The 18,431-nt window shown below is 72.9% G+C and carries 18 protein-coding genes and 1 riboswitch; of the genes, 9 read left to right on the forward strand and 9 right to left on the reverse strand.

All coding sequences use genetic code 11. From position 1 onward, the window contains the following. Window positions 1-21: 21 nt before the first annotated feature. Complete coding sequence (locus tag ACZ6RC_RS18425) at window positions 22-444, reverse strand: SsgA family sporulation/cell division regulator (protein WP_391136776.1); 423 nt, start codon at window positions 442-444, stop codon at window positions 22-24. A gap of 196 nt (window positions 445-640) precedes the next feature. Here ACZ6RC_RS18425 and ACZ6RC_RS18430 point away from each other — a divergent pair, with 196 nt between their 5' ends. Both ACZ6RC_RS18430 and ACZ6RC_RS18435 read left to right on the forward strand, forming a co-directional pair. Then, on the forward strand, window positions 641-1,291 hold the full coding sequence (locus ACZ6RC_RS18430) for a DUF7691 family protein (protein WP_391136773.1): 651 nt from the start codon (window positions 641-643) through the stop codon (window positions 1,289-1,291). Window positions 1,292-1,416: 125 nt separating this feature from the next. Beyond that, a complete protein-coding gene (locus ACZ6RC_RS18435; protein WP_469584216.1) occupies window positions 1,417-2,319 on the forward strand; it encodes an RNA polymerase sigma-70 factor in 903 nt (300 codons plus the stop codon). Between the two features lie 33 nt (window positions 2,320-2,352). On the opposite strand, the gene ACZ6RC_RS18440 is transcribed toward ACZ6RC_RS18435, so the two are convergent. Continuing rightward, the gene (locus ACZ6RC_RS18440) at window positions 2,353-2,799 is read right to left on the reverse strand and encodes a hypothetical protein (RefSeq protein WP_469584218.1); all 447 of its coding nucleotides are present in this window, start codon (window positions 2,797-2,799) and stop codon (window positions 2,353-2,355) included. A gap of 163 nt (window positions 2,800-2,962) precedes the next feature. Between ACZ6RC_RS18440 and ACZ6RC_RS18445 the strand changes: the two genes are divergently transcribed. Next, window positions 2,963-3,550, forward strand: a complete 588-nt coding sequence (locus ACZ6RC_RS18445) for a TetR/AcrR family transcriptional regulator (RefSeq protein ID WP_469584221.1) — start codon at window positions 2,963-2,965, stop codon at window positions 3,548-3,550. A 172-nt stretch (window positions 3,551-3,722) separates the two neighbouring features. Beyond that, the gene (locus tag ACZ6RC_RS18450) at window positions 3,723-4,628 is read left to right on the forward strand and encodes a 5'-nucleotidase C-terminal domain-containing protein (RefSeq protein ID WP_469584225.1); all 906 of its coding nucleotides are present in this window, start codon (window positions 3,723-3,725) and stop codon (window positions 4,626-4,628) included. Between the two features lie 31 nt (window positions 4,629-4,659). On the opposite strand, the gene ACZ6RC_RS18455 is transcribed toward ACZ6RC_RS18450, so the two are convergent. Continuing rightward, window positions 4,660-5,379 carry a DUF6333 family protein gene (locus ACZ6RC_RS18455; protein WP_469584228.1) on the reverse strand — a complete coding sequence of 240 codons (720 nt, stop codon included), beginning with the start codon at window positions 5,377-5,379 and terminating at the stop codon, window positions 4,660-4,662. A gap of 149 nt (window positions 5,380-5,528) precedes the next feature. On the opposite strand from ACZ6RC_RS18455, the gene ACZ6RC_RS18460 reads away from it, so the two are divergent. Continuing rightward, window positions 5,529-7,868, forward strand: a complete 2,340-nt coding sequence (locus ACZ6RC_RS18460) for a hypothetical protein (protein WP_469584231.1) — start codon at window positions 5,529-5,531, stop codon at window positions 7,866-7,868. 81 nt (window positions 7,869-7,949) lie between these two features. Here ACZ6RC_RS18460 and ACZ6RC_RS18465 read toward each other — a convergent pair whose 3' ends face one another. From ACZ6RC_RS18465 to ACZ6RC_RS18475, 3 genes are read right to left on the reverse strand one after another with little or no spacing between them, the layout of a single operon-like run. Next, window positions 7,950-8,768 carry an ABC transporter ATP-binding protein gene (locus tag ACZ6RC_RS18465; protein ID WP_453616599.1) on the reverse strand — a complete coding sequence of 273 codons (819 nt, stop codon included), beginning with the start codon at window positions 8,766-8,768 and terminating at the stop codon, window positions 7,950-7,952. Further along, window positions 8,765-9,874: a FecCD family ABC transporter permease gene (locus ACZ6RC_RS18470; RefSeq protein ID WP_469584235.1), complete on the reverse strand. Its 1,110-nt coding sequence runs from the start codon at window positions 9,872-9,874 to the stop codon at window positions 8,765-8,767. The genes ACZ6RC_RS18465 and ACZ6RC_RS18470 overlap by 4 nt, the downstream gene beginning before the upstream one ends. Before the next feature lie 17 nt (window positions 9,875-9,891). Beyond that, window positions 9,892-10,944 (reverse strand): ABC transporter substrate-binding protein, encoded by a 1,053-nt coding sequence (locus tag ACZ6RC_RS18475; RefSeq protein WP_469584238.1) that lies wholly within the window; start codon window positions 10,942-10,944, stop codon window positions 9,892-9,894. Between the two features lie 30 nt (window positions 10,945-10,974). Further along, a riboswitch (cobalamin riboswitch) is annotated at window positions 10,975-11,156 on the reverse strand. A gap of 145 nt (window positions 11,157-11,301) precedes the next feature. Here ACZ6RC_RS18475 and ACZ6RC_RS18480 point away from each other — a divergent pair. From ACZ6RC_RS18480 to ACZ6RC_RS18490, 3 genes are all read left to right on the forward strand, one after another. Then, on the forward strand, window positions 11,302-11,940 hold the full coding sequence (locus ACZ6RC_RS18480) for a class I SAM-dependent methyltransferase (protein WP_469584241.1): 639 nt from the start codon (window positions 11,302-11,304) through the stop codon (window positions 11,938-11,940). A 159-nt stretch (window positions 11,941-12,099) separates the two neighbouring features. Then, on the forward strand, window positions 12,100-13,419 hold the full coding sequence (locus tag ACZ6RC_RS18485; protein WP_469584245.1) for a hypothetical protein: 1,320 nt from the start codon (window positions 12,100-12,102) through the stop codon (window positions 13,417-13,419). 88 nt (window positions 13,420-13,507) lie between these two features. Then, window positions 13,508-13,978 (forward strand): hypothetical protein, encoded by a 471-nt coding sequence (locus ACZ6RC_RS18490; RefSeq protein WP_453616588.1) that lies wholly within the window; start codon window positions 13,508-13,510, stop codon window positions 13,976-13,978. Window positions 13,979-14,122: 144 nt separating this feature from the next. On the opposite strand, the gene ACZ6RC_RS18495 is transcribed toward ACZ6RC_RS18490, so the two are convergent. Together ACZ6RC_RS18495 and ACZ6RC_RS18500 are read right to left on the reverse strand one after the other, a co-directional pair. Then, the gene (locus tag ACZ6RC_RS18495) at window positions 14,123-15,433 is read right to left on the reverse strand and encodes a cation:proton antiporter (RefSeq protein WP_391136739.1); all 1,311 of its coding nucleotides are present in this window, start codon (window positions 15,431-15,433) and stop codon (window positions 14,123-14,125) included. A gap of 4 nt (window positions 15,434-15,437) precedes the next feature. Further along, window positions 15,438-15,923, reverse strand: coding sequence for a cation:proton antiporter regulatory subunit (locus tag ACZ6RC_RS18500; protein WP_453616587.1), 486 nt, complete (start codon window positions 15,921-15,923; stop codon window positions 15,438-15,440). Between the two features lie 290 nt (window positions 15,924-16,213). On the opposite strand from ACZ6RC_RS18500, the gene ACZ6RC_RS18505 reads away from it, so the two are divergent. Beyond that, on the forward strand, window positions 16,214-16,981 hold the full coding sequence (locus ACZ6RC_RS18505; protein ID WP_469584250.1) for a DUF6215 domain-containing protein: 768 nt from the start codon (window positions 16,214-16,216) through the stop codon (window positions 16,979-16,981). A gap of 69 nt (window positions 16,982-17,050) precedes the next feature. Here the strand turns inward: ACZ6RC_RS18505 and ACZ6RC_RS18510 are convergent, their stop codons facing one another. After that, complete coding sequence (locus ACZ6RC_RS18510; protein ID WP_469584253.1) at window positions 17,051-18,421, reverse strand: aminopeptidase P family protein; 1,371 nt, start codon at window positions 18,419-18,421, stop codon at window positions 17,051-17,053. Window positions 18,422-18,431 lie beyond the last annotated feature (10 nt).

The following is an 18,431-nucleotide window of genomic DNA, read 5'->3' on the forward strand; positions in this document are numbered from 1 at the left end:
CTGGGCCCCGGAGCGTGGGGTTCATCCGGCGAGGACGTCGAGGAAGGGCTGCCAGTCGATGTGGTCGCTCTCGGTCCCGGCCGGCACGAAGGCGTACGAGGTGCTCAACCAGCGCAGCAGCTGCCGGCGTTCGAAGCCGATCAGGGCGGCGGCGGAGGGAGCGCCCAGGCGCAGCACGATCTGGTCGTAGGGGGCGGGACGGATGTGCACCTCGCCGATGCCGGTGGGGGTCTCGGTGCCGGCGAGGAGCATGTCGCGGTCAAGGTTCCACACCACGTCACCCGTTGGGGTGTGAAGGGTGAGCCGGACGGTATAGGGGGAACGCGAGTGGTAGCGGACGGTGGCCTTGAGAGGGAGGCGGCAGGACTCGGCGATCAGATGGGCGGTCGCCTTCCACTTGATCTCACGGGAGGGCGGCGGAACGGGCGAACCGGCTTCGGGCATGGGGGGCTCCAGCGTCGGGGGACGCCGCCCGGGGACGACGGCGCATCCTGCTCCGGTTACCCCGCCTACCGTGATCACGCTCCGAAGGTGTGAGGTTTGGGCAAGGGAGATGTCGAGAACTCGTACGGACCGTCAACTCCACGCCCCCTGAACACCCGTTCGAGGCATTGTCCGTGCCCCTTGGCATCATGTGATCATGAGTCACAACATCGCGTACTCCACCGCCGACAAGGCCGACGTCCTGGCCTTCCTGGGCAGCGACGGCAAGCTCACGCCGGACCAGTCGCGCATCCTCGACAGCATCCGCCGCCACGCCAGGGCCCACCAGGAATCCCTCGACCGTGAAGGGGTCGACTGGGGCCTGTCCGTCCCCGACGCCCTCGATCACCTCCTCGCCGGTCGTACCGACTCGGACGCGGAGTGCGCGGGCAACGCCTACCACGCGGCCCTGCAGCACATCATCGACCAGAACGCCTCCGACCCCTACCAGCTGGGCACCTACTCCAAGCCCTCCACGTTCTTCGGCCTCGTCGACGACGAGATGCGCCGTCTCGGCGTGCCCGCCGACCTCCTGCCCCACGGGTACCTCTACGGCGGGCCGCCCGACGAGTTCCCGTACCTCCCGTGCTCGGTGGACGGCTATCCCGCCATCGGCCATCTGCCCCTGGCGAAGACCAAGGCCGCCGCCGACGCCTACCGCGCGGTCCTGGACCGGATGGACCCCGACTTCCGGTACGACGTCCAGGAGCTGATCGAGAAGCTCGAGTTCGAGCACGGCGAGTGGGAGACGGCCACGAAGAGGGTCGACTGGTACACGCAGGACACGCTCTTCTTCAAACTGAGCTGACGAGGACCGGGCGCCGGCGGGGGTGCCGCCCTCGACGGCCGCTGCTCGCTGCCCGATGTCACAGAACCGGGGGGACCGGTGTCTCAGGGGTGACACAGCCGAGCGCGGAGAGACAGGAGCCACCCATGGTCAGGAGCGAGGACCCCCGCCCGGATACCGCCACCGAGGAGTTCGTCACCCATCGCAACCTCCTCTTCACGGTGGCCTACGAGATGCTGGGCTCGGCCGCCGACGCGGAGGACGTCCTCCAGGAGACCTGGCTGCGCTGGTCCGACGTCGACCTCGGCACGGTGCGCAACGAACGCGCGTATCTGGTGCGGATCACCACCCGCCAGGCGCTGACCCGCATGCGGACGCTCAGCCGCCGCAAGGAGTCCTACGTCGGCCCGTGGCTGCCCGAGCCGCTGCTGACCACGCCCGACGTGGCGGAGGACGTCGAGCTGGCGGACAGCGTGTCGATGGCGATGATGCTCGTCCTGGAGACGCTCACGCCGACCGAGTGGGCCGTCTTCGTGCTGCGCGAGGTCTTCGACCTGGGGTACGACGAGATCGCGGAGGCGGTCGACAAGGCCCCGGCCGCCGTGCGCCAGATCGCCCACCGGGCCCGGAGCCACGTGGTCGCCCGCCGTCCGCGCGGCGTCACCTCCCCGGCCGAGGCCCGGGCCGCGCTCGGCGCCTTCCGGCGCGCGATCGAGACGGGCGACCTGCAGGGCCTGCTCGACGTCCTCGCCCCCGACGTCGTCCTCATGGGCGACGGCGGCGGCGTCAAGCAGGCCGTGCCCCGGCCGGTCGTGGGCAGCGACAAGGTCGCCCGCCTCCTGGCCGCGGGCGTGGAACGGCTCGACGGCGCGGTGACGTTCGAGCCGGTACAGCTCAACGGCGGCCCCGGCCTGATCATGCGGCTCGACGGGGAGATCGACAGCGTCGTGGCGGTGCGGATCGACGACGGCCTCATCAGCGGGTTCTACGCCGTACGGAACCCGGACAAGCTCTCGCGGCTGGAGAAGGAGACGGTCGTGAGCCGCTGAGGCCGCGGCCGCCGAGCCGCCGACGCGTGGAGGTCATCGCGCGGTGGCGAGCTCGGCGTTCGCGCGGGCGGTGACATGGGCGAGGGCGCGGGCCGCGATCTCCCGATCGGCCACCGGAAGGTCGCCGTACAGCCGCTGGGCCGGCCCGGCCACGGCGTCCGTGAACCCGCGGTGGAGCCGGGCCCCCTCCTCCGTGAGGGACAGGCGGGCGCCGTCGATCAGTCCGGCCTCGTCGAGCGCGTCGAGCAGGGCGGGAACCTCCGGCGCGCTGATCTTCAGTGTCGCGGTCAGGCGGTCGACGGCCCCGGCGCGGTCGAGCCCGTCGGAGACGGCCTTGAGCGCCACGGACTGATGGAAGGTCAGGCCGGCGTCCGCGAGGAGCCGGTCCCGCACGGCGGCGATCGCGTGGTAGGTGATGCCGATCAACTGGCCGTTGAGGACGGGCGCGGGAGAGGCAGAGGTGGAGGTGGAGGTGGTCATGACGGGCATCTCCTGGTGAACGAGCCGAGACGGGACGAGGAGTGGCTTCCACCTCAACCGGAGAGACCTCCGGTTCGGTGTGGCGCTCACTCTAAGCGGAGAACTCTCCGATTCTCAAGGGGTAACCGGAGAGCTCTCCGCTCCGTCGGCTACGCTGCTCCGCATGACCGCCCCCGCCGAGCGTGCCGACGCCGCCCGCAACCGTCTCCGCATCCTGGCGGCCGCTCGCCGCCGTCTCGCGACGGACGGCTTCGCCGACCTGTCCCTGGACGCGGTGGCCAAGGAGGCCGGGGTCGGGGTCGGCACCGTCTACCGGCGCTTCCGCAACCGGGCGGGCCTGGTCTACGCACTGATCGAGGACAACGAGACCCGCTTCCAGGAATCCTTCGCCCGGCACTGCGCGAGCGACGCCCCCACGGCGCACGACCGGTTGCGCGTCTTCCTGCACGGCCTCGCCGAACTCGTGGACGACAACCGCGAGCTGCTCCTCCTGGCGGAATCGAGCGGCCCGGCCGGGCGCTACCGCAGCGCCCCGTTCCGCCGCCACCACGAACAGATCGCCGGCCTGATCACGGAACTCGCCCCCGCGGCGGACGCCGACTACCTCGCCGACCTGCTCCTCATGGCGTTCACGCCGGGCCTCTTCGACTTCCAGCGCACCGAACGCGGTTGGGAGGTAGACCGCATCAAACGCGGCCTCGACACGCTGATCGGGGGCATCGGAGCCGTCCGTCCCCCCGAGGCCGGCTGAGCGGGCCGGCGGCCCGGCCCCCGGCGGCGGTCCGGCGATCGCTTCCCGGGCCGGGCCGGCGACCATTCGGGCGATCCGGCTGATCGTTTCTGGGGTGACGTTTCGTGCCGATCCGCGCGGAACCCGTGTGGCAGGTCGCGCGAGCGAGGCCGCCGCACCTACAACGGCCGGCATGATCAACGCCTCACTGTGGCGCGCCGCGTCCGCGCTCGCCGTCCTGTCGCTGCTCCTCGCCCCGGCCGCCGCCGCGCGGCCCGGCGCCGGGCAGCCGGGCCCCGCCCCGGACTCCCGTCCCCCGGTCCCCCTCCTCGCCCTCGGCGTTCCGCAGGGCCCTCTCCCCCCGGTCGCCGAGCCGTTCGGCCGTATCGCCCCTCGCAGCCCGGCCGTCCCCACCGGAGGGCCGGCCCGGACGGCCCCGCTGTCCGAGACCTGGCGGACCCGTTCCGAGGACGTGGCGGGCCGCGTCGTCGGCCACATCTCGGACGATCTGCCGGGCCGGGGCTCGACCCGTCCGGAGACCCCGCTGGGCAGCCTCATCGCCGACGGCCAGGCCGCGGCCGGCCGGCGGTACGGGGCGGACCTGGCCCTGCTGAACCCCGACGCCATGCGCGCCGACCTCGTGTACCACGACGGGGGCGTCGTCACCTACGCCGACGCCCACCAGGTCCACCCCTTCGAGACCCCCCTCCACGTCCTGCCGGTGACCGGCGCGCGGCTGGTCACGGCGCTGCGCCAGCAGTTCACCGGCGAGAACGCGGCGAGCCCGCGCTTCCTCCAGCTGTCGAAGGAGCTCACCTACGCGGTCGACATGAGCCGCTCCGGCGGGGACCGGCTGCTCGCGGACACCGTGCGGGTCCACGGCCGGCCGGTGACCCCGGAAGCCGTCTACAAGGTCGTGCTCGACGAGCTCCTCGCGGACGGCGGCAACGGCTTCACCGTCTTCGCGGAGATCACCACCCGTGAGGGCGGGGAGACCACCGACCTCGCGGCGCTGGTCGCTCACCTCGAAGCGACCACGTCCCCCGCCGCCCCGGCCACGCCCTCGCGCCCGGGGCGGATCACCTTCACCGCGCGCTGAGCGGACGGAGCGGGGCCGCGGCCGGCCCCGCTCACCCCTCCGGCAGCCAGATCTCCTCCATCCGGCGGGCCGCGGCCTCCGTGTGCCGGACCCGGAACACCGACATCCGCAACTCCTTGCGCCCCCACGGCCGGTACGGCCCCTGGGCCAGACGGCTCACGCCCTCCCATTCGGTGAAGCGGGGGTCCTCGTCGATCTCGACGTCCTCCTCCTCCACCGCCTCGGGCGTGATGCCGAGGGCGTCCAGGACCGCCCACACGTCCCCGGTGAGCGTCCACGGCTCCTCGCCGGACCAGCCCGCGGAGTGCAGCGCCGGCGCGCCGGGGACGACGACGGCGTCCTCGGCATGCGTCTCCCCGGTGTCGACGTGCGCCGAACCGACGATCCGGGCGCCGGGGTACCGCTCGGCGAGGGCGCGGACCTGTTCCCGTACGGGATGGGCGTCGCCGTTGTCGGCGAGCGCCGGATCGGCGAGCGCGATCACGTTGCCCCAGCAGCCGACCCTGACCACATCCAGGTCCGTGCGCGTCTCCAGGACCACCGGGTCGACCGGCGACAGCGGGGTCAGCTCTTCGAGGACCGCGTCGATCGTCCCGAAGTCCTCCGCGAATCTGCGGGCCGCCGCCGGGTCGTGCGCCGGGAAGCCGTCGGAGCGGTCGGGGAAGGGGGGCAGCACGAGGGTGATGGTGGCATCACCGGAGCCCCAGACGCGGTGGTCGGGCGGGCGGATCCACGGGTCGGTGTCGGCCATGACTCTCACACTATCCCCTTACAGCACAGCCAAGTTGACCCCGCCACGGCGCCCTAGGGTGTTTGTCGTGGCGGCGTCAATGACCAAACGGGGGCCCCTGACGCCGCGCGCTGACGACTCCCTTTCTGGGCTCCCCCCAGGAGAACCACGTGACCCATCCGACCCGCCCGCGGCGCTTGCGCGCCGTGGCCCGCATGGCGGTCGCCCTGGCCTGCGCCGGCGTCATGTCCCTCACCGGACTGCCCGGCCTCCAGAGCGTCGCGGACGCCGCGCCGAACCCGCCGGGGAAGAAGAAGCAGGAACTCTGCCAGGACCTGTTCGACCTCCAGGACGTCGAACCCACCCCGGTCGACGAGATCCCGTGGGACAAGGACATCCGGCCCGAGGCCGACTGGGACGAGTACTTCTTCGACTCCCAGCGCCAGGCCATGGACGGAGTGATCCTCCCCGGCACACCCGCCGAGCAGAAGAAGGTCCTCGACGCGCTCGAGCACGGCCCCGAGGGCTACAAGGAGGGCGACCCGCGCAAGGTCTGGGCCTCCTACAAGCGCTTCCTCGACGGAGCCGGCGGCACGAACAAGTACGGCACCTTCGACGCCTGGCTCAAGGAGTCGTACCTGGAGATGGCGGCCCGAGGCGCCCGGGGGCGCGCCTTCCACAAGAAGGTCGTCAAGGACCTCGGCCTGACCGGACCCGACTGGTACTGCGAAGAGGACGTCGAGTACACCGACAAGGACGGCAACAAGCGCTACCGCCGCTACGACGCCGTCAACTACAAGACCGGTGACCGCGTCGAGATCAAGTCCGGCGGCAACCACGAAGGCGGCCAACGGCCCAAGGACAAGGCGGTCCTGAAGGAGGACCCCAAGGCCAAGCTGCGGCCGGTCTTCGGGCAGGAGCAGTCTCCCGAGACCCGCAGGATGTACGACAAGCTGTCCAGGGAGGTGGGCAACGGCCAGGACGGCAAGCCGCGCATCCAGCGCTACGAACACCGCTCCACCTACCGCGCCCGCTACACCCCCGGCCGGTTCAGCCTCTACGACCCGTACATGAACCCTGCCCCCGGCCGGCAGACCGGCTCCCGGGGCGGCGGGAACGACCAGATCAACCGCTCCGCGCCGACCCCCGAGGACGCCCGCCGGCAGATCGAACGGGCCAGGCAGCTCGGCGCCGCGCAGGGACGCGTCCGCGGGCCCGGCGGCGTCGACTTCACCACCCTCGAACTGCGGTACGTCGGCAAGCCCGTCAAGGGTCAGGGCCTCGACTACTCGTTCTCCGCGAAGAAGACGGACGAGGACGCCGCCCCCGGCTACGGCGGCAAGGAGAAGGCACAGCTCGTCTCCGACAGTTTCTTCACCTGGCTCGCCCTGACGCCGGAGAAGTTCTGGGTCAACCTCAACCCGGACGAGCCCGAGCGGGTCATGGACGACGCGTTCGCCGCCACGGACGCCGGTCGCGTCCTGCTGGAGGCCGACCTGATCATGAAGCACGACTTCGCCGCCGCGCTCAACCCCGAGAAGCGCCCCGAGGCCCGGCAGTACTGGGACACCGCGCCGCGCCGCGAAGGCATGCCGTGCTTCCCGTACACCCGGATGTGGATCGAACCGAAGCCCGCCCAGGTCCGCGAGCAGGACGGCGGCATCTACATCCTGGACGCCCCGCTCGCCGCCAAGGCCGAGTGGCAGGAGACCAAGTGGACTCCGCCCGGCGCCCAGAAGTGCGACCTGACCAAGGCCGAGCAGAAGGCGGCCCAGGCCACCGTCAACCGTGTGGTCATGAGCGAGGTCGAACGGCGGGTCAACAACGACCCGAAATACGCCGACCTGCGCCGCGTCTACGCCTCCCGGGTGGCCGCCGAGTGGATCCGTCAGCAGGACGCGCAGCGGCCCACCGACTACCGGAAGATCATCGACAGCAACGACGTGGCCAAGTGGCCGCTGCGCGGCGAGAACGCCGACTGGTCCAAGATGGACGTCTACAACCGCTACAAGAAGACCCTGACCGAGGGCATCGAGTGGTTCGAACTCGCCTACGGCGGCAAGGTCTACCAGCAGGGCGTCGGCGGCGTCGACTTCTCCAAGGCGCCGAAGCAGAACGTCACCCCGATCCGCTTCCAAGCCAGGCACAAGCATCTGCCGCGGACGACGAGGACGTCCCTCGCGACGATGACGGACGACGCCGAGAGCGAGGAGACGCTGTTCCTCGGCGGGAACACCGCGGCCAAGGCCTCCGGCGGAGGCGGCGAGGACCCGACCCCGACGCCCACGCCGACCCCGAGCGATCCCGGCACGCCGACCGAGGAACCGTCCGCTCCGGCTCCGTCGACCCCGGGCACCGGCGGCACCGCCGCACCGCAGGACCCGGACGGTGACCTCGCCGACACCGGCTCCGGCGCCCCCGTCGGCCTGATCGCCGGACTCGCCGCCGCACTCGCGGCCGTGGGAGGCGCGCTGGTCTGGTGGCGCCGCCGCGCCACCGACCGGGAGTAGCCCGCCGGCACCACCGCCGGCACCCGTGGACCGTCTCCGGCCCGCCCCCGCCTCCCGGCGGAGGCGGGCCGGACCGCGTCTCTAGGGGGTGCGCTCCACGCTCTCGCGGGCGGCGGCGCCCGTGGGTTCGCCCGGCAGGAAGGTCACCTGGGGCGCGCCCGTACGCGGGTGGACGGCGACCTCCGCCGTCACCCCGTACACCTCCCGCAGCAGGGCGGGCGTGAGCACCTCACCGGGCGGGCCGGTGACCACGACCTCGCCGTCGCGCAGGACGTAGAGGCGGTCGCAGTAGAAGGCGGCGAGGTTCAGGTCGTGGAGGGCGACCAGGACCGTGGCCGGCAGCCGGCGCACCAGACCCAGGACGTCCAACTGGTGCCGGACGTCCAGGTGGTTGGTCGGCTCGTCGAGGACCAGCAGGGCGGGCTGCTGGGCCAGCGCGCGGGCGATGAGCACACGCTGGCGTTCGCCGCCCGACAGGTGGTCGAAGGGACGGTCGGCCAGCGCCTCGGCGTCCACCCACGCCAGCGCGGACTCGATGATCAGCGTGTCCTCGCCGGTGTCGCCGTCGAAGAGCCGCTTGTGCGGGGTGCGTCCCATCGCGACCACGTCCCGCACGGTCAGGTCGAAGTCCGCGCCCGTCTCCTGCACCACGGCGGCCAGCGTGCGGGCGAGCCGGCGGACCGGCACGGACCACACGTCGGCGCCGTCCACCCGGACGCTGCCCGCCCGGGGACGCAGCACGCGGTAGACGGCCCGCAGAAGGCTGGACTTGCCGCTGCCGTTGGGCCCGACGAGGCCGATCACCTCACCGGACCGGGCGGTCAGGGAGACGTCCCGGACGAGCCGGTGCGCGCCCGCCGTGAGCGTGACGCCCTCGACGGTGAGTTCGGTGGCCGTCATGCCGCTCCCCGGTCGGCCGTGCGCCGGGCGTCCCGCCGCATCAGCCACAGGAAGAACGGCCCCCCGCACAGCGCCGTGAGGACCCCGACCGGGATCTCCATGGGTGCGGCGACCGTACGCGCCGCGATGTCGGCCCAGATCAGGAACACCGCCCCGCCCAGCGCGGCCGTCGGCAGCACCCGGCGGTGGTCGCCGCCGACGAAGAGCCGCACGGTGTGCGGCATCATCAGCCCCACGAACCCGATCGGCCCGGCGGCCGCCACCAGAACTCCGGTGACCAGCGAGAGCAGGACGAAGGTCCGCGCCCGGAACCGGGCGACGTCGAGCCCCATCGTCGAGGCCGCCTCCTCGCCGGCGAGCAGCAGATTGAGCGAACGGGCCTGGGTCAGCAGGACCGCGACGCCGAGCGCGAGCGCCGCGCCGGGCAGCCACAGGGTGGCCCACTGGACACCGCCGAGGCCCCCGAGGGTCCAGGCAAGGACCGCCCGGGCCTCGTTGCCCCGGTCGCTGGTCAGCAGCAGGACGTCCATGACCGCCGTGAGGACGGAGGCGAACGCCACGCCCGACAGCACCAGCCGCACCGAGGTGATGCGGCCGCCGGACCGGGCCGTCGTGTAGACGAGCAGCAGCGTCAGCAGGGCGCCGGCGAACGCGGCGACCGACAGGGACACCGGCCCGAAGAGGCTCACCCCGAAGACGATCACCGCGACGGCGCCCAGGGAGGCGCCCGAGGAGACGCCCAGCAGGTACGGCTCCGCGAGCGGGTTGCGTACCAGCGCCTGCATCGCGGCGCCCACCGCCGCGAGCCCGGCGCCCGTCACCGCGCCCAGCAGCACCCGCGGCGCCCGCACGTCGAGCACGATCGTCTCCCGCGCCTGCGACCAGGCGGGCTCGGAACCGTCTCCGGTCAGCGCGTGCGTCACGATGCCCCACACCTGGCCGGGGGGCACCGGCACCGAGCCGATGGCCATGCCCGCCGTCATCGACGCCAGGAGCAGCACGCCGAGGACGACCAGGGTGAGGGCGAAGGCGCGGCGGCCCGGACCGGCCGCGCGGGAGGCGCCCGCGGGACGGGCGGAGGAGCCGGCGGGGGGAGCGGCGGACACGGCTTTCGCCGGTGCCGTCACTGGAAGCGCTCGGGGTGCAGCCCGCGGGCGAGGTCCTCGACCGCGTACGGCGCGCGGACACCGACCAGCGTCGCCGTCAGCGGCAGCACCACGAAGCGCTTGTTCTTCACGGCCGGCACGTCGGCGAGGGCCGGCTGCGCCAGCAGGAACTTCTTCTTCTGCTCGACGTTCCCCGCACCCGCGTAGTCGTAGATGGCGATGACCTCCGGCTTACGGGCGACGACCTGCTCCCACGAGACGTCACCGAAGACGTCGTCGAGGTCGGCGAAGACGTTGGTGCCGCCGGCGAGGCGGATGACCTCGGTGCCGAGGCTCTTGCCTCCTGCGGTGAACGCCGACTTGTCGCCGCTGTCGTACACGAAGACGGGGAGGGCGGGAGCCCCCTTCACCGTCGCCGCGGTCTTCGCCACGCGCCCCTGAAGGTCGGCCACCAGCGCGTCGGCACGCTCCTCGACGCCGAAGAGGGAGCCGATGGCGCGGATCTCGTCGTACGTGTCCGTCATCGCCACCTTCTTCTTCCCGCAGTACTCGCGGTTGAGGTAGGTGTCGATCCCGGCGTCGGCGAACGCCTTGCGGGAGCGGCCCTCCTTCTCGGCGAACGCGCTGGCGTAGCCGCCGTACACGAAGTCCGGTTCCGCGTCGAGGACCGACTCGAAGGACGGCTCCTTCTTCGCCAGCTCCGGGATCGCCGCGAAGTCCTCGCGGAAGGCGGGCAGTACGGCCGAGTCGGGGAAGGCCGTGCCGACGATCCGGTCCTTCAGACCGAGGGCCAGCATCAGCTCGGCCGGGTGCTGATGGATGGTCACCACCCGGGAGGGCGGCTTGTCGTACGTGGTGCGCGTGCCGCAGTTCTCGACGGTGAGGGGGAAACCCTCGGCTGACGCACCGGGCTTCGCGCCGCCGCCCTCCCGGGCGGTGCCGCTCTGAGGGGAGGCGCCGCAGCCGGTGAGCAGGACCCCCGACAGGGCGAGGGCCAGGGCGGCGGCGCGCACGGGGCGGCGACGGGGCATGCTGCGCGTGCGGGGCATGCGGGACGTACTGGGGTACACGAAAAGCCTCCTGGGGAGTCCGCGCTCCTCGGATCGGGCCCGCGACAGGCCAGTTTCCTGACTCCCGGATCGGCGTACACCCCAGCCTTCCCACGCGGTGCGCGCAGTGGCGTCTCGACGGGTGCACTCCCCGGTCACAGTGGCGGGACCGTGCCGGTTTCGCACCGGCTTCCTGTCTCCCGTCGCGGTGATGACCAGGTGATCCTACGGTTCCGCGCCTCCGGCGCAAAAGGACGCCCTCTCGGCCCCGCGCCCCCTTGTTGCCGAAACGGCAAGCATCTTTGACGCCCCGGCGGGCCGTGGCGAGTCTGGACCCAGGTGCCGCCGGCACCGCGCAGTCGTCCCGAAGGAGCCTCGATGCCGACCCCGAAGCCCACCGATCCCGCCGAGTTCTGGGAAGAGCGCTACCGCACGAGCGACCGTGTCTGGAGCGGCGAACCGAACCCGCTCCTCGTGCGGGAGGCCGCCGATCTGACACCGGGCACGGCCCTGGACCTGGGCTGCGGCGAGGGCGGCGACGTCCTGTGGCTGGCCTCGCGCGGGTGGCGCGTGACCGGCGTGGACATCTCCGCGACCGCCCTGGAACGGGCGGCCGCCCACGCGGCGGAGGCCGGCTGCGCCGACCGGACCGCGTTCGAGCGGCACGACCTCGGAGTGACCTTCCCCGAGGGCGGCTTCGACCTGGTGAGCGCCCAGTTCCTGCAGTCGCCCGTCCCGCTCGACCAGGACGGGGTGCTCAGGTCGGCCGCCGCCGCGGTCGCCCCGGGCGGCACGCTCCTCATCGCCATGCACGCCGCGTGGCCGTCCTGGATGGAGAAGCACGAGTACCCGTTCGACGCGGACTTCCCCACCCTCGACGGCGTCCTCGCGGCGCTCGCCCTGCCGCACCCCTGGCGGGTGGACACGCTGGAGGGCGTGGAACGCGCCCTCACCGCGCCCGACGGCCGCCGGGGCACGCGGGTGGACAACGTGTGGCGGCTCACCCGCACCGCCTGATCCCGCACCGCCTGACCTCGTACAGCCCGCCCCGCAACGCCTGATCCCGCCCCTGCCTCGGGATGGCTCCCCTTCGCGGCCGCGCCCCCCGGACCCTCGACTCGCACACGCGTGTGATCATGACGGGCATGGGTCCGGGGAGGACCCAGGGGAGGGAACATGGCTTACACAGACACCAACGGCATCGATCTGTCCGGTCCGACCGGCAGACTGATCCAGACCGTCGACCTGGTGAAGAACCCGGCGCCGCAGGCGATCGCGACGGACACCGTCAACGGGCACGTCTTCGTGCTCCAGGTCGAGAGCTCGGCCACGGCCCCGGCCGGCAACATGTACCTCAACCGCATCGACCGGCGGACCGGCGTGCGCACGGGGGCGATGCAGCTGAAGGGCTTCGGCCACGGCCTCGCCATGGGCGTGGAGCCGGTCGGCGCCGACAGCTACGTCTGGACGGAGGTCGGGCCGCTCCACGTCACCGGCGGCGGCACCACCTTCGGCAAGGCGATCACGCGGTTCCGGTTCGCCGACGGGGAGGTACTCGACGGCGCCACCATCCCGGCGGAGCGGAAGTTCACCGCTCCCGGCAGCACCTCCGGCACCGGCCCCTCGACCGACCCGGTGCACGGCCTGCTGACGGTGATGTACCACAAGGGCGGCGACCGGCACTTCACCCGGTACGCCACGGCCGGTGCCGCCACCGGCGACTGGACGCCGGCCGGCCCGACGTTCGTCGTGCCCGACGGGGAGGACGTCACCCCCGCCGTGCCGTCGCCGTACCCGCTGGAGCCGAAGCTCACCTTCCAGGGCTTCGCGAGCCTCGGGGACGTCCTGTACGTCTACCAGTGGGCGCCGTACGACAAGGGCGAGGACCCGACCGTACCCAGCGAGTTCCCGGGCATCACCTTCCTCACGTCCTACTCGTGGACGACGGGGCTCAGGCTCGACCGGCAGGTCGTCACCGGCGCCGACGGCCTTACGCGGCGGGAGCCCGAGGGGCTGGCCGTCGAGGTCGACCCGGCGACGCGGGAGACCCGGCTGCTCTTCGGATTCAGCAACACCACGCCCGGCAGCGAGTTCGCGCGCGACGTCACGATCGGCTGGTATCCGACGAAGCCCGCCGTGGACGGGATCCAGGTGCTGTCGGACTGGGAGGACCTCGCCCTGGAAGCGGGCGTCACCCCGGGCGCCGAGCGCCCGCGCGGGCGGCTGATCGCGCTCGCCGGGACCACCTACCTCCAGATGCGCGGCACCCTGACGTGTTCTCCCGGCCTGACCGCCGACAGCAGGGTCGCCACCCTGCCGCACCGGCTGCGACCCACCCGTCCGGTCCGCCAGAACGTGCCGCGCAACAACTACTACGGCCGCTGCGTCTGCCGGATCGAGGCGGACGTCCACGGCGCGCTCTGGGCGTACGGCGCCACCGGCGACAACGCCGTCACCTGGATCGACCTCGACGGCGTCTCGGTCGCCTGGCGATGACGCCGCCCCGCGCCGGGGCCCGGGCCGTCACGGTCCGCCGCCCCGCCCCCCGCCGCTGCCCCGCCCTACCCGATCCGGAGGATCGCGCATGAACCGCCCTACTCCCAGCCGCCGTTCCCTGCTCGGCGCGGCTCTGGCCGCCCCCGCCGCAGCCGTCGCGGCCCCGCTGCTGACCGCCGCGCCCGCCGCCGCGGTCGACGGGTCGGACGGGTGCCGGCTCCTGGTCGACTGGACGGCCATCGTTCCGGCGCCCGGTGTGGTGCCGGAGGCCGCCGCACCGCTCCAGGCCCGGGTCATAACTCTCGCGGGCACCGAGTTCCTCCAGCTGCGGGGCACGGTCACCTGCTCGTTCACCGCGGACGCCCAGCTGGGCACGCTGCCCGAGACGATCCGCCCGCCGAAGCTGACCCGGGGCGTCTGCCCCCGCAACAACAGCCAGGGCATCAACGCGCTCCGCGTCGAGGCCAACACCCAGGGCGTCCTCACGGTCTTCGGGCCGCAGGCGACCAACAAGGTCACCTGGATCCAGCTCGACAACTTCTCGTCCGTCCTGCGCTGACCCTCAGGCCGGCGAGCCCTGGCAGCGCCACGGCCCGGAACCGCTGGACCGATGTCCGCGGTTCCGGGCCGTGAGCGCGCAACCGCTCGATCGCCGAGCCGCTCGGGCACCCGGTCGCCGCTCGCCGAAGCGGGCGCCCGCCGCTCAGGACCGGCCGACGGAGCCGGAATCGTCCACGGGCTCCCACTCCTCGACCCGGGCGGAGCCGGCGGCCGGGTCGGGATCCGGGCGGGTCGCCGGGTCCTGGCCCTCCGTCGACGGCGCGGGTCCGGAGGGGTCCGCCGCTGTCTTCGTGCGCCGGCGTCCGGTGAGGTAGGTGGCGACCGGTTCGGTGTACCGGGCGGTGAGCGGGCCGAGGATGACCAGGACGAGGACGTACGCCGTGGCGAGCGGGCCGAGCGCGGGCTCGATGCCCGCCGTGACGGCGAGCCCCGCGATCACGATGGAGAACTCGCCCCGGGCCACCAGCGTGCCGCCCGCCCGCCAGCGCCCCTTGGCGGAGATCCCCGCGCGCCGCGCGGCCCAGTGGCCGGTGGCGATCTTCGTGCCGGCCGTGACCACGGCGAGGGCCAGCGCCGGGAGGATGACCGGGGGAATGCTCGCGGGGTCGGTGTGCAGGCCGAAGAAGACGAAGAACACCGCGGCGAACAGGTCCCGCAGCGGGCTCAGCAGGTTGTGCGCTCCCTCGGCGACCTCGCCGGAGAGGGCGATGCCGACGAGGAAGGCGCCGACGGCGGCGGAGACCTGGAGCTGCTGGGCGATGCCCGCGACCAGCAGGGTCAGGCCCAGGACGACGAGGAGCAGCTTCTCCGGGTCGTCACTGGAGACGAAGCGGGAGATGAGCCGGCCGTAGCGGACGGCGAGGAAGAGGACGAGGCCCGCCACACCGAGCGCGATGGCGAGGGTGAGGCTCCCGGCGGCGAGGCTCACACCGGCGAGCAGGGCGGTGATGATGGGGAGGTAGACGGCCATCGCGAGGTCCTCGAGGACCAGGATGCTGAGGATGACCGGGGTCTCGCGGTTGCCCAGGCGGCCGAGGTCCCCCATCACCTTGGCGATGACGCCCGAGGACGATATCCAGGTGACGCCCGCGAGGACGACGGCGGCCACCGGCCCCCAGCCGAGGAGCAGGGCCATCGCGGCGCCGGGCAGGGCGTTGAGGGCGGCGTCGACCAGCCCGGCCGGGTACTGCGTCTTGAGGTTGGAGACCAGGTCGCTCGCCGTGTATTCGAGGCCGAGCATCAACAGCAGCAGGATGACGCCGATTTCGGCGCCGATCGCGACGAACTCCTCGCTCGTCCCCAAGGGCAGCAGGCCGCCCTCGCCGAACGCGAGGCCGGCCAGCAGATAGAGCGGTATCGGCGAGAACTGGAAACGGGCGGCGAAACGCCCCAGCAGCCCGAGGCCGAGGATGATGGCGCCGAACTCGATCAGGAAGACAGCGGAGGAGTGCATGCCGTCACTCCCGGCCCAGGATCGCGGCCGCCGCGTCGACGCCCTCGCGGGTGCCGATGACGATCAAGGTGTCCCCACCCGCCAGACGGAAGTCCGGGGCGGGTGACGGTATCGCCCCGGAGCGGCGCAGGATGGCCACGATCGACGCGCCGGTCTCCGTCCGTATGCGGGTCTCGCCCAGGACCCGCCCGTTCCAGTGTGAGGTGGAGGAGAGCTCCGTGCGTTCCGCCACCAGTCCCAGGTCGGTGGTGGACAGCAGATTGGGGCTGTGGTGCGCGGGCATCAGCGCGTCGATGAGGACCTCGGCCTCACGGCCGGTCAGCTTCACCGACAGCGCGCACTCGTCCGGATCGTCCTGCCGGTGCGCGTTGAGCGTCCGGGCGCCGTCGCGATGGGCGATCACCGAAAGGCGCCGGTGCTCGCGGGTGGTGAGGTCGTAGCGGACCCCGATGCCGGGTAGCGGAGTCGTGCTGAGGCGAGGAGCGGGCACAGGGAACCCCCAGGTCAGTGGCATCGTAGCGGCGTGGAAGGCGCGACTCCGCGCCTCGCCGCCACCTTATCGGCCCACGAATTGCCCGAATCGCCGACACATAGGAGCAGACCCGGCCAGGGGGTCCGGGGTCGTGGCGGGCGCGGGTCCGGGTCGCCATGAGCATGGTGCGGGGGCCTTGGTGAGGGGCGGCGTACGGGTCCCGGTGCGGCCGTAACTCCCTTGTCCACCTGGTGATCACGGGTTAGGGTCCCCGGGCACACAGCGGGGAATCACGGCAGGTGGGGGACATGGCCGAGGACATCGACGCGCTTCCGAGAGGCGCGGGCGCGTGGGGACAGGCCGTGATGGCCGTGGCGTTGGTGGCGGTCATGGGCCTCGCCGTCGTCCTCCAGGACATGTGGGCGTCGTCGACCGCGGGCACTCCTGCCGCGCGGATCGCGACGTGCCCGGACGAGGAGCCCGGGAAGACGGCGGACGGGACGAGCGGGGCGGCGGCGCGGAAGACGGGCAAGGCGGAGGCGGAGGTCCAGGGGAAGGCGCCGCGGCCCCTGACCGGGGCGCGGCTGTGCGAGGCGCTGCACCGTCCCGACCTGGCCGCGCTGCTCGGCGTCCCGGGGGAGACCGCGAAGAGCGCGGAAGGCGCCGACGAGTCCTTCGACTTCCTCGGCACCGACGCGATCGCCCACCCGTCGGCCCACGTCGAGTTCGAGACGTACACCGTGACGCTGGCGGCCACCTACGACGGTGCGCCGGTGGCCGGTTCCGTCGGCGGGCTGGGGCAGGGCGCGCAGGAGCGCACGGTCCTGGGCCGCCCGGCGGTCCTCTTCTGGGACCACACCATGAGGATCACCTTCCGCCTCGACGGGAGCGACGCCGACAGCGGCCCCGGCCTCCCGGTCGGCGTCCTCACCGTCGCCCAGGACGCCCGGGACAGCGGCGGTTCCTTCGAGGTGGCCCTGTGGCGCTCGGACGGCGGGGTGCCCAGCGACGCCGTACTGACCCGGGTCGCGGAGAAGGTCCTGCCGACGGTGCCGGGGTGGGCCCCCCGCCCGTAAGAGGACGCCCGCCCCTCGCGGTCCGCCGGCCCGCCCCCGGCCCCCCGGCCCCGCCGGTCGTATGTCCGGTCACCCCTCCAGCAGGTTCCCCATCCACTCCTCGATGCCCGCCACCGTGCGCGGCAGCGCGCCCGACATCAGGCGGGCGCCCGTCGCCGTCACGACGAGGTCGTCCTCGATACGGACACCGATGCCGCGCAGCTCCGCCGGCAGGGTCTCGTCGTCCGGCTGGAGGTACAGGCCCGGTTCGACCGTGAGGACCTGCCCCTCCGTCAGTACGCCGTCCGGATACGTCTCCGTCCGCGCCTTCGCGCAGTCGTGGACGTCGAGCCCGAGCATGTGGCCGCTGCCGCACAGCGTGTACCGCCGGTGCAGGTCGCCTTCGGCGTTCTTGAGGACGCCCCACTCGGCCAGCCCCTCCGCGATCACCCGCATCGCGGCCCGGTGGAAGTCCCGGAAGGCGGCCCCCGGACGCAGGGCCGCCATGCCGGCCTCCTGGGCCGCCAGGACCAGTTCGTACACCTGCCGCTGGACGGGCGAGAACCGCCCCGACAGCGGGAGGGTACGGGTGATGTCCGCGGTGTAGAGGGTGTCGGTCTCCACGCCGGCGTCCAACAGCAGCAGCTCGTTCCGGTCGAGCCGCCCGTCGTTGCGTATCCAGTGCAGGACGCACGCGTGGGCGCCGGACGCGGCGATGGTCTCGTACCCCGTGCCGTTGCCCTCGGCCCGCGCGCGCAGGCCGAACACCCCCTCGATCCACCGCTCGCCGCGCCGGTGCGCCAGCGCGTGCGGCAGCGCCCGGACGACGTCCTCGAAGCCGGCGGTGGTGTGGTCGACCGCGAGCTGGAGCTGGTCGACCTCCCAGGGATCCTTGACGAGGCGCAACTCCGAGAGAGCGGCGTCCAGTTCGGCGTCCTCCGTGGCCCTGCGGCCGGGTGGGGAGCCGAGCGTCTCCAGGGGCGCGCAGCGCAGGCCGGTCAGCCGCTCCGCCTCCGCGAGGTCGGGGCGCCGGCCGACCCAGAACTCGCCGTAGCGGCGGTCGCGGTAGAACGCGTCGTCGCCCTCGGCGCGCCGAGATCGGGGGCGCAGGTACAGCACCGGCTCGTGTCCGTGCGGGCCCTCCGGTTCCATGACCAGGACGTGTCCGGCCTGGTCCTCTCCGGTCAGTCCGGTCAGCCAGGCGTAGGCGCTGTGCGGCCGGAAGCGGTGGTCGCAGTCGTGGGAGCGTACCTTCAGCTCCCCGGCCGGGACGATCAGCCGTTCGCCGGGGAAGCGCGCGGAGAGCAGGGCGCGTCGGGCCGGCGTGACGTCGTACGCCTCGACGCGGGCCGAGGCGGGCAGGGGCGTGGGGGACCAGCCGCCGCCCATCAGGCGGGAGAGGCCGGGGGAGACCTGCGGGTCGTGGCTGCCGGTGTGCAGGCGCGGAGAGGCGTCGGTCACGGGGCTCCTC

Source organism: Streptomyces sp. NPDC048353 (genome assembly GCF_055587165.1).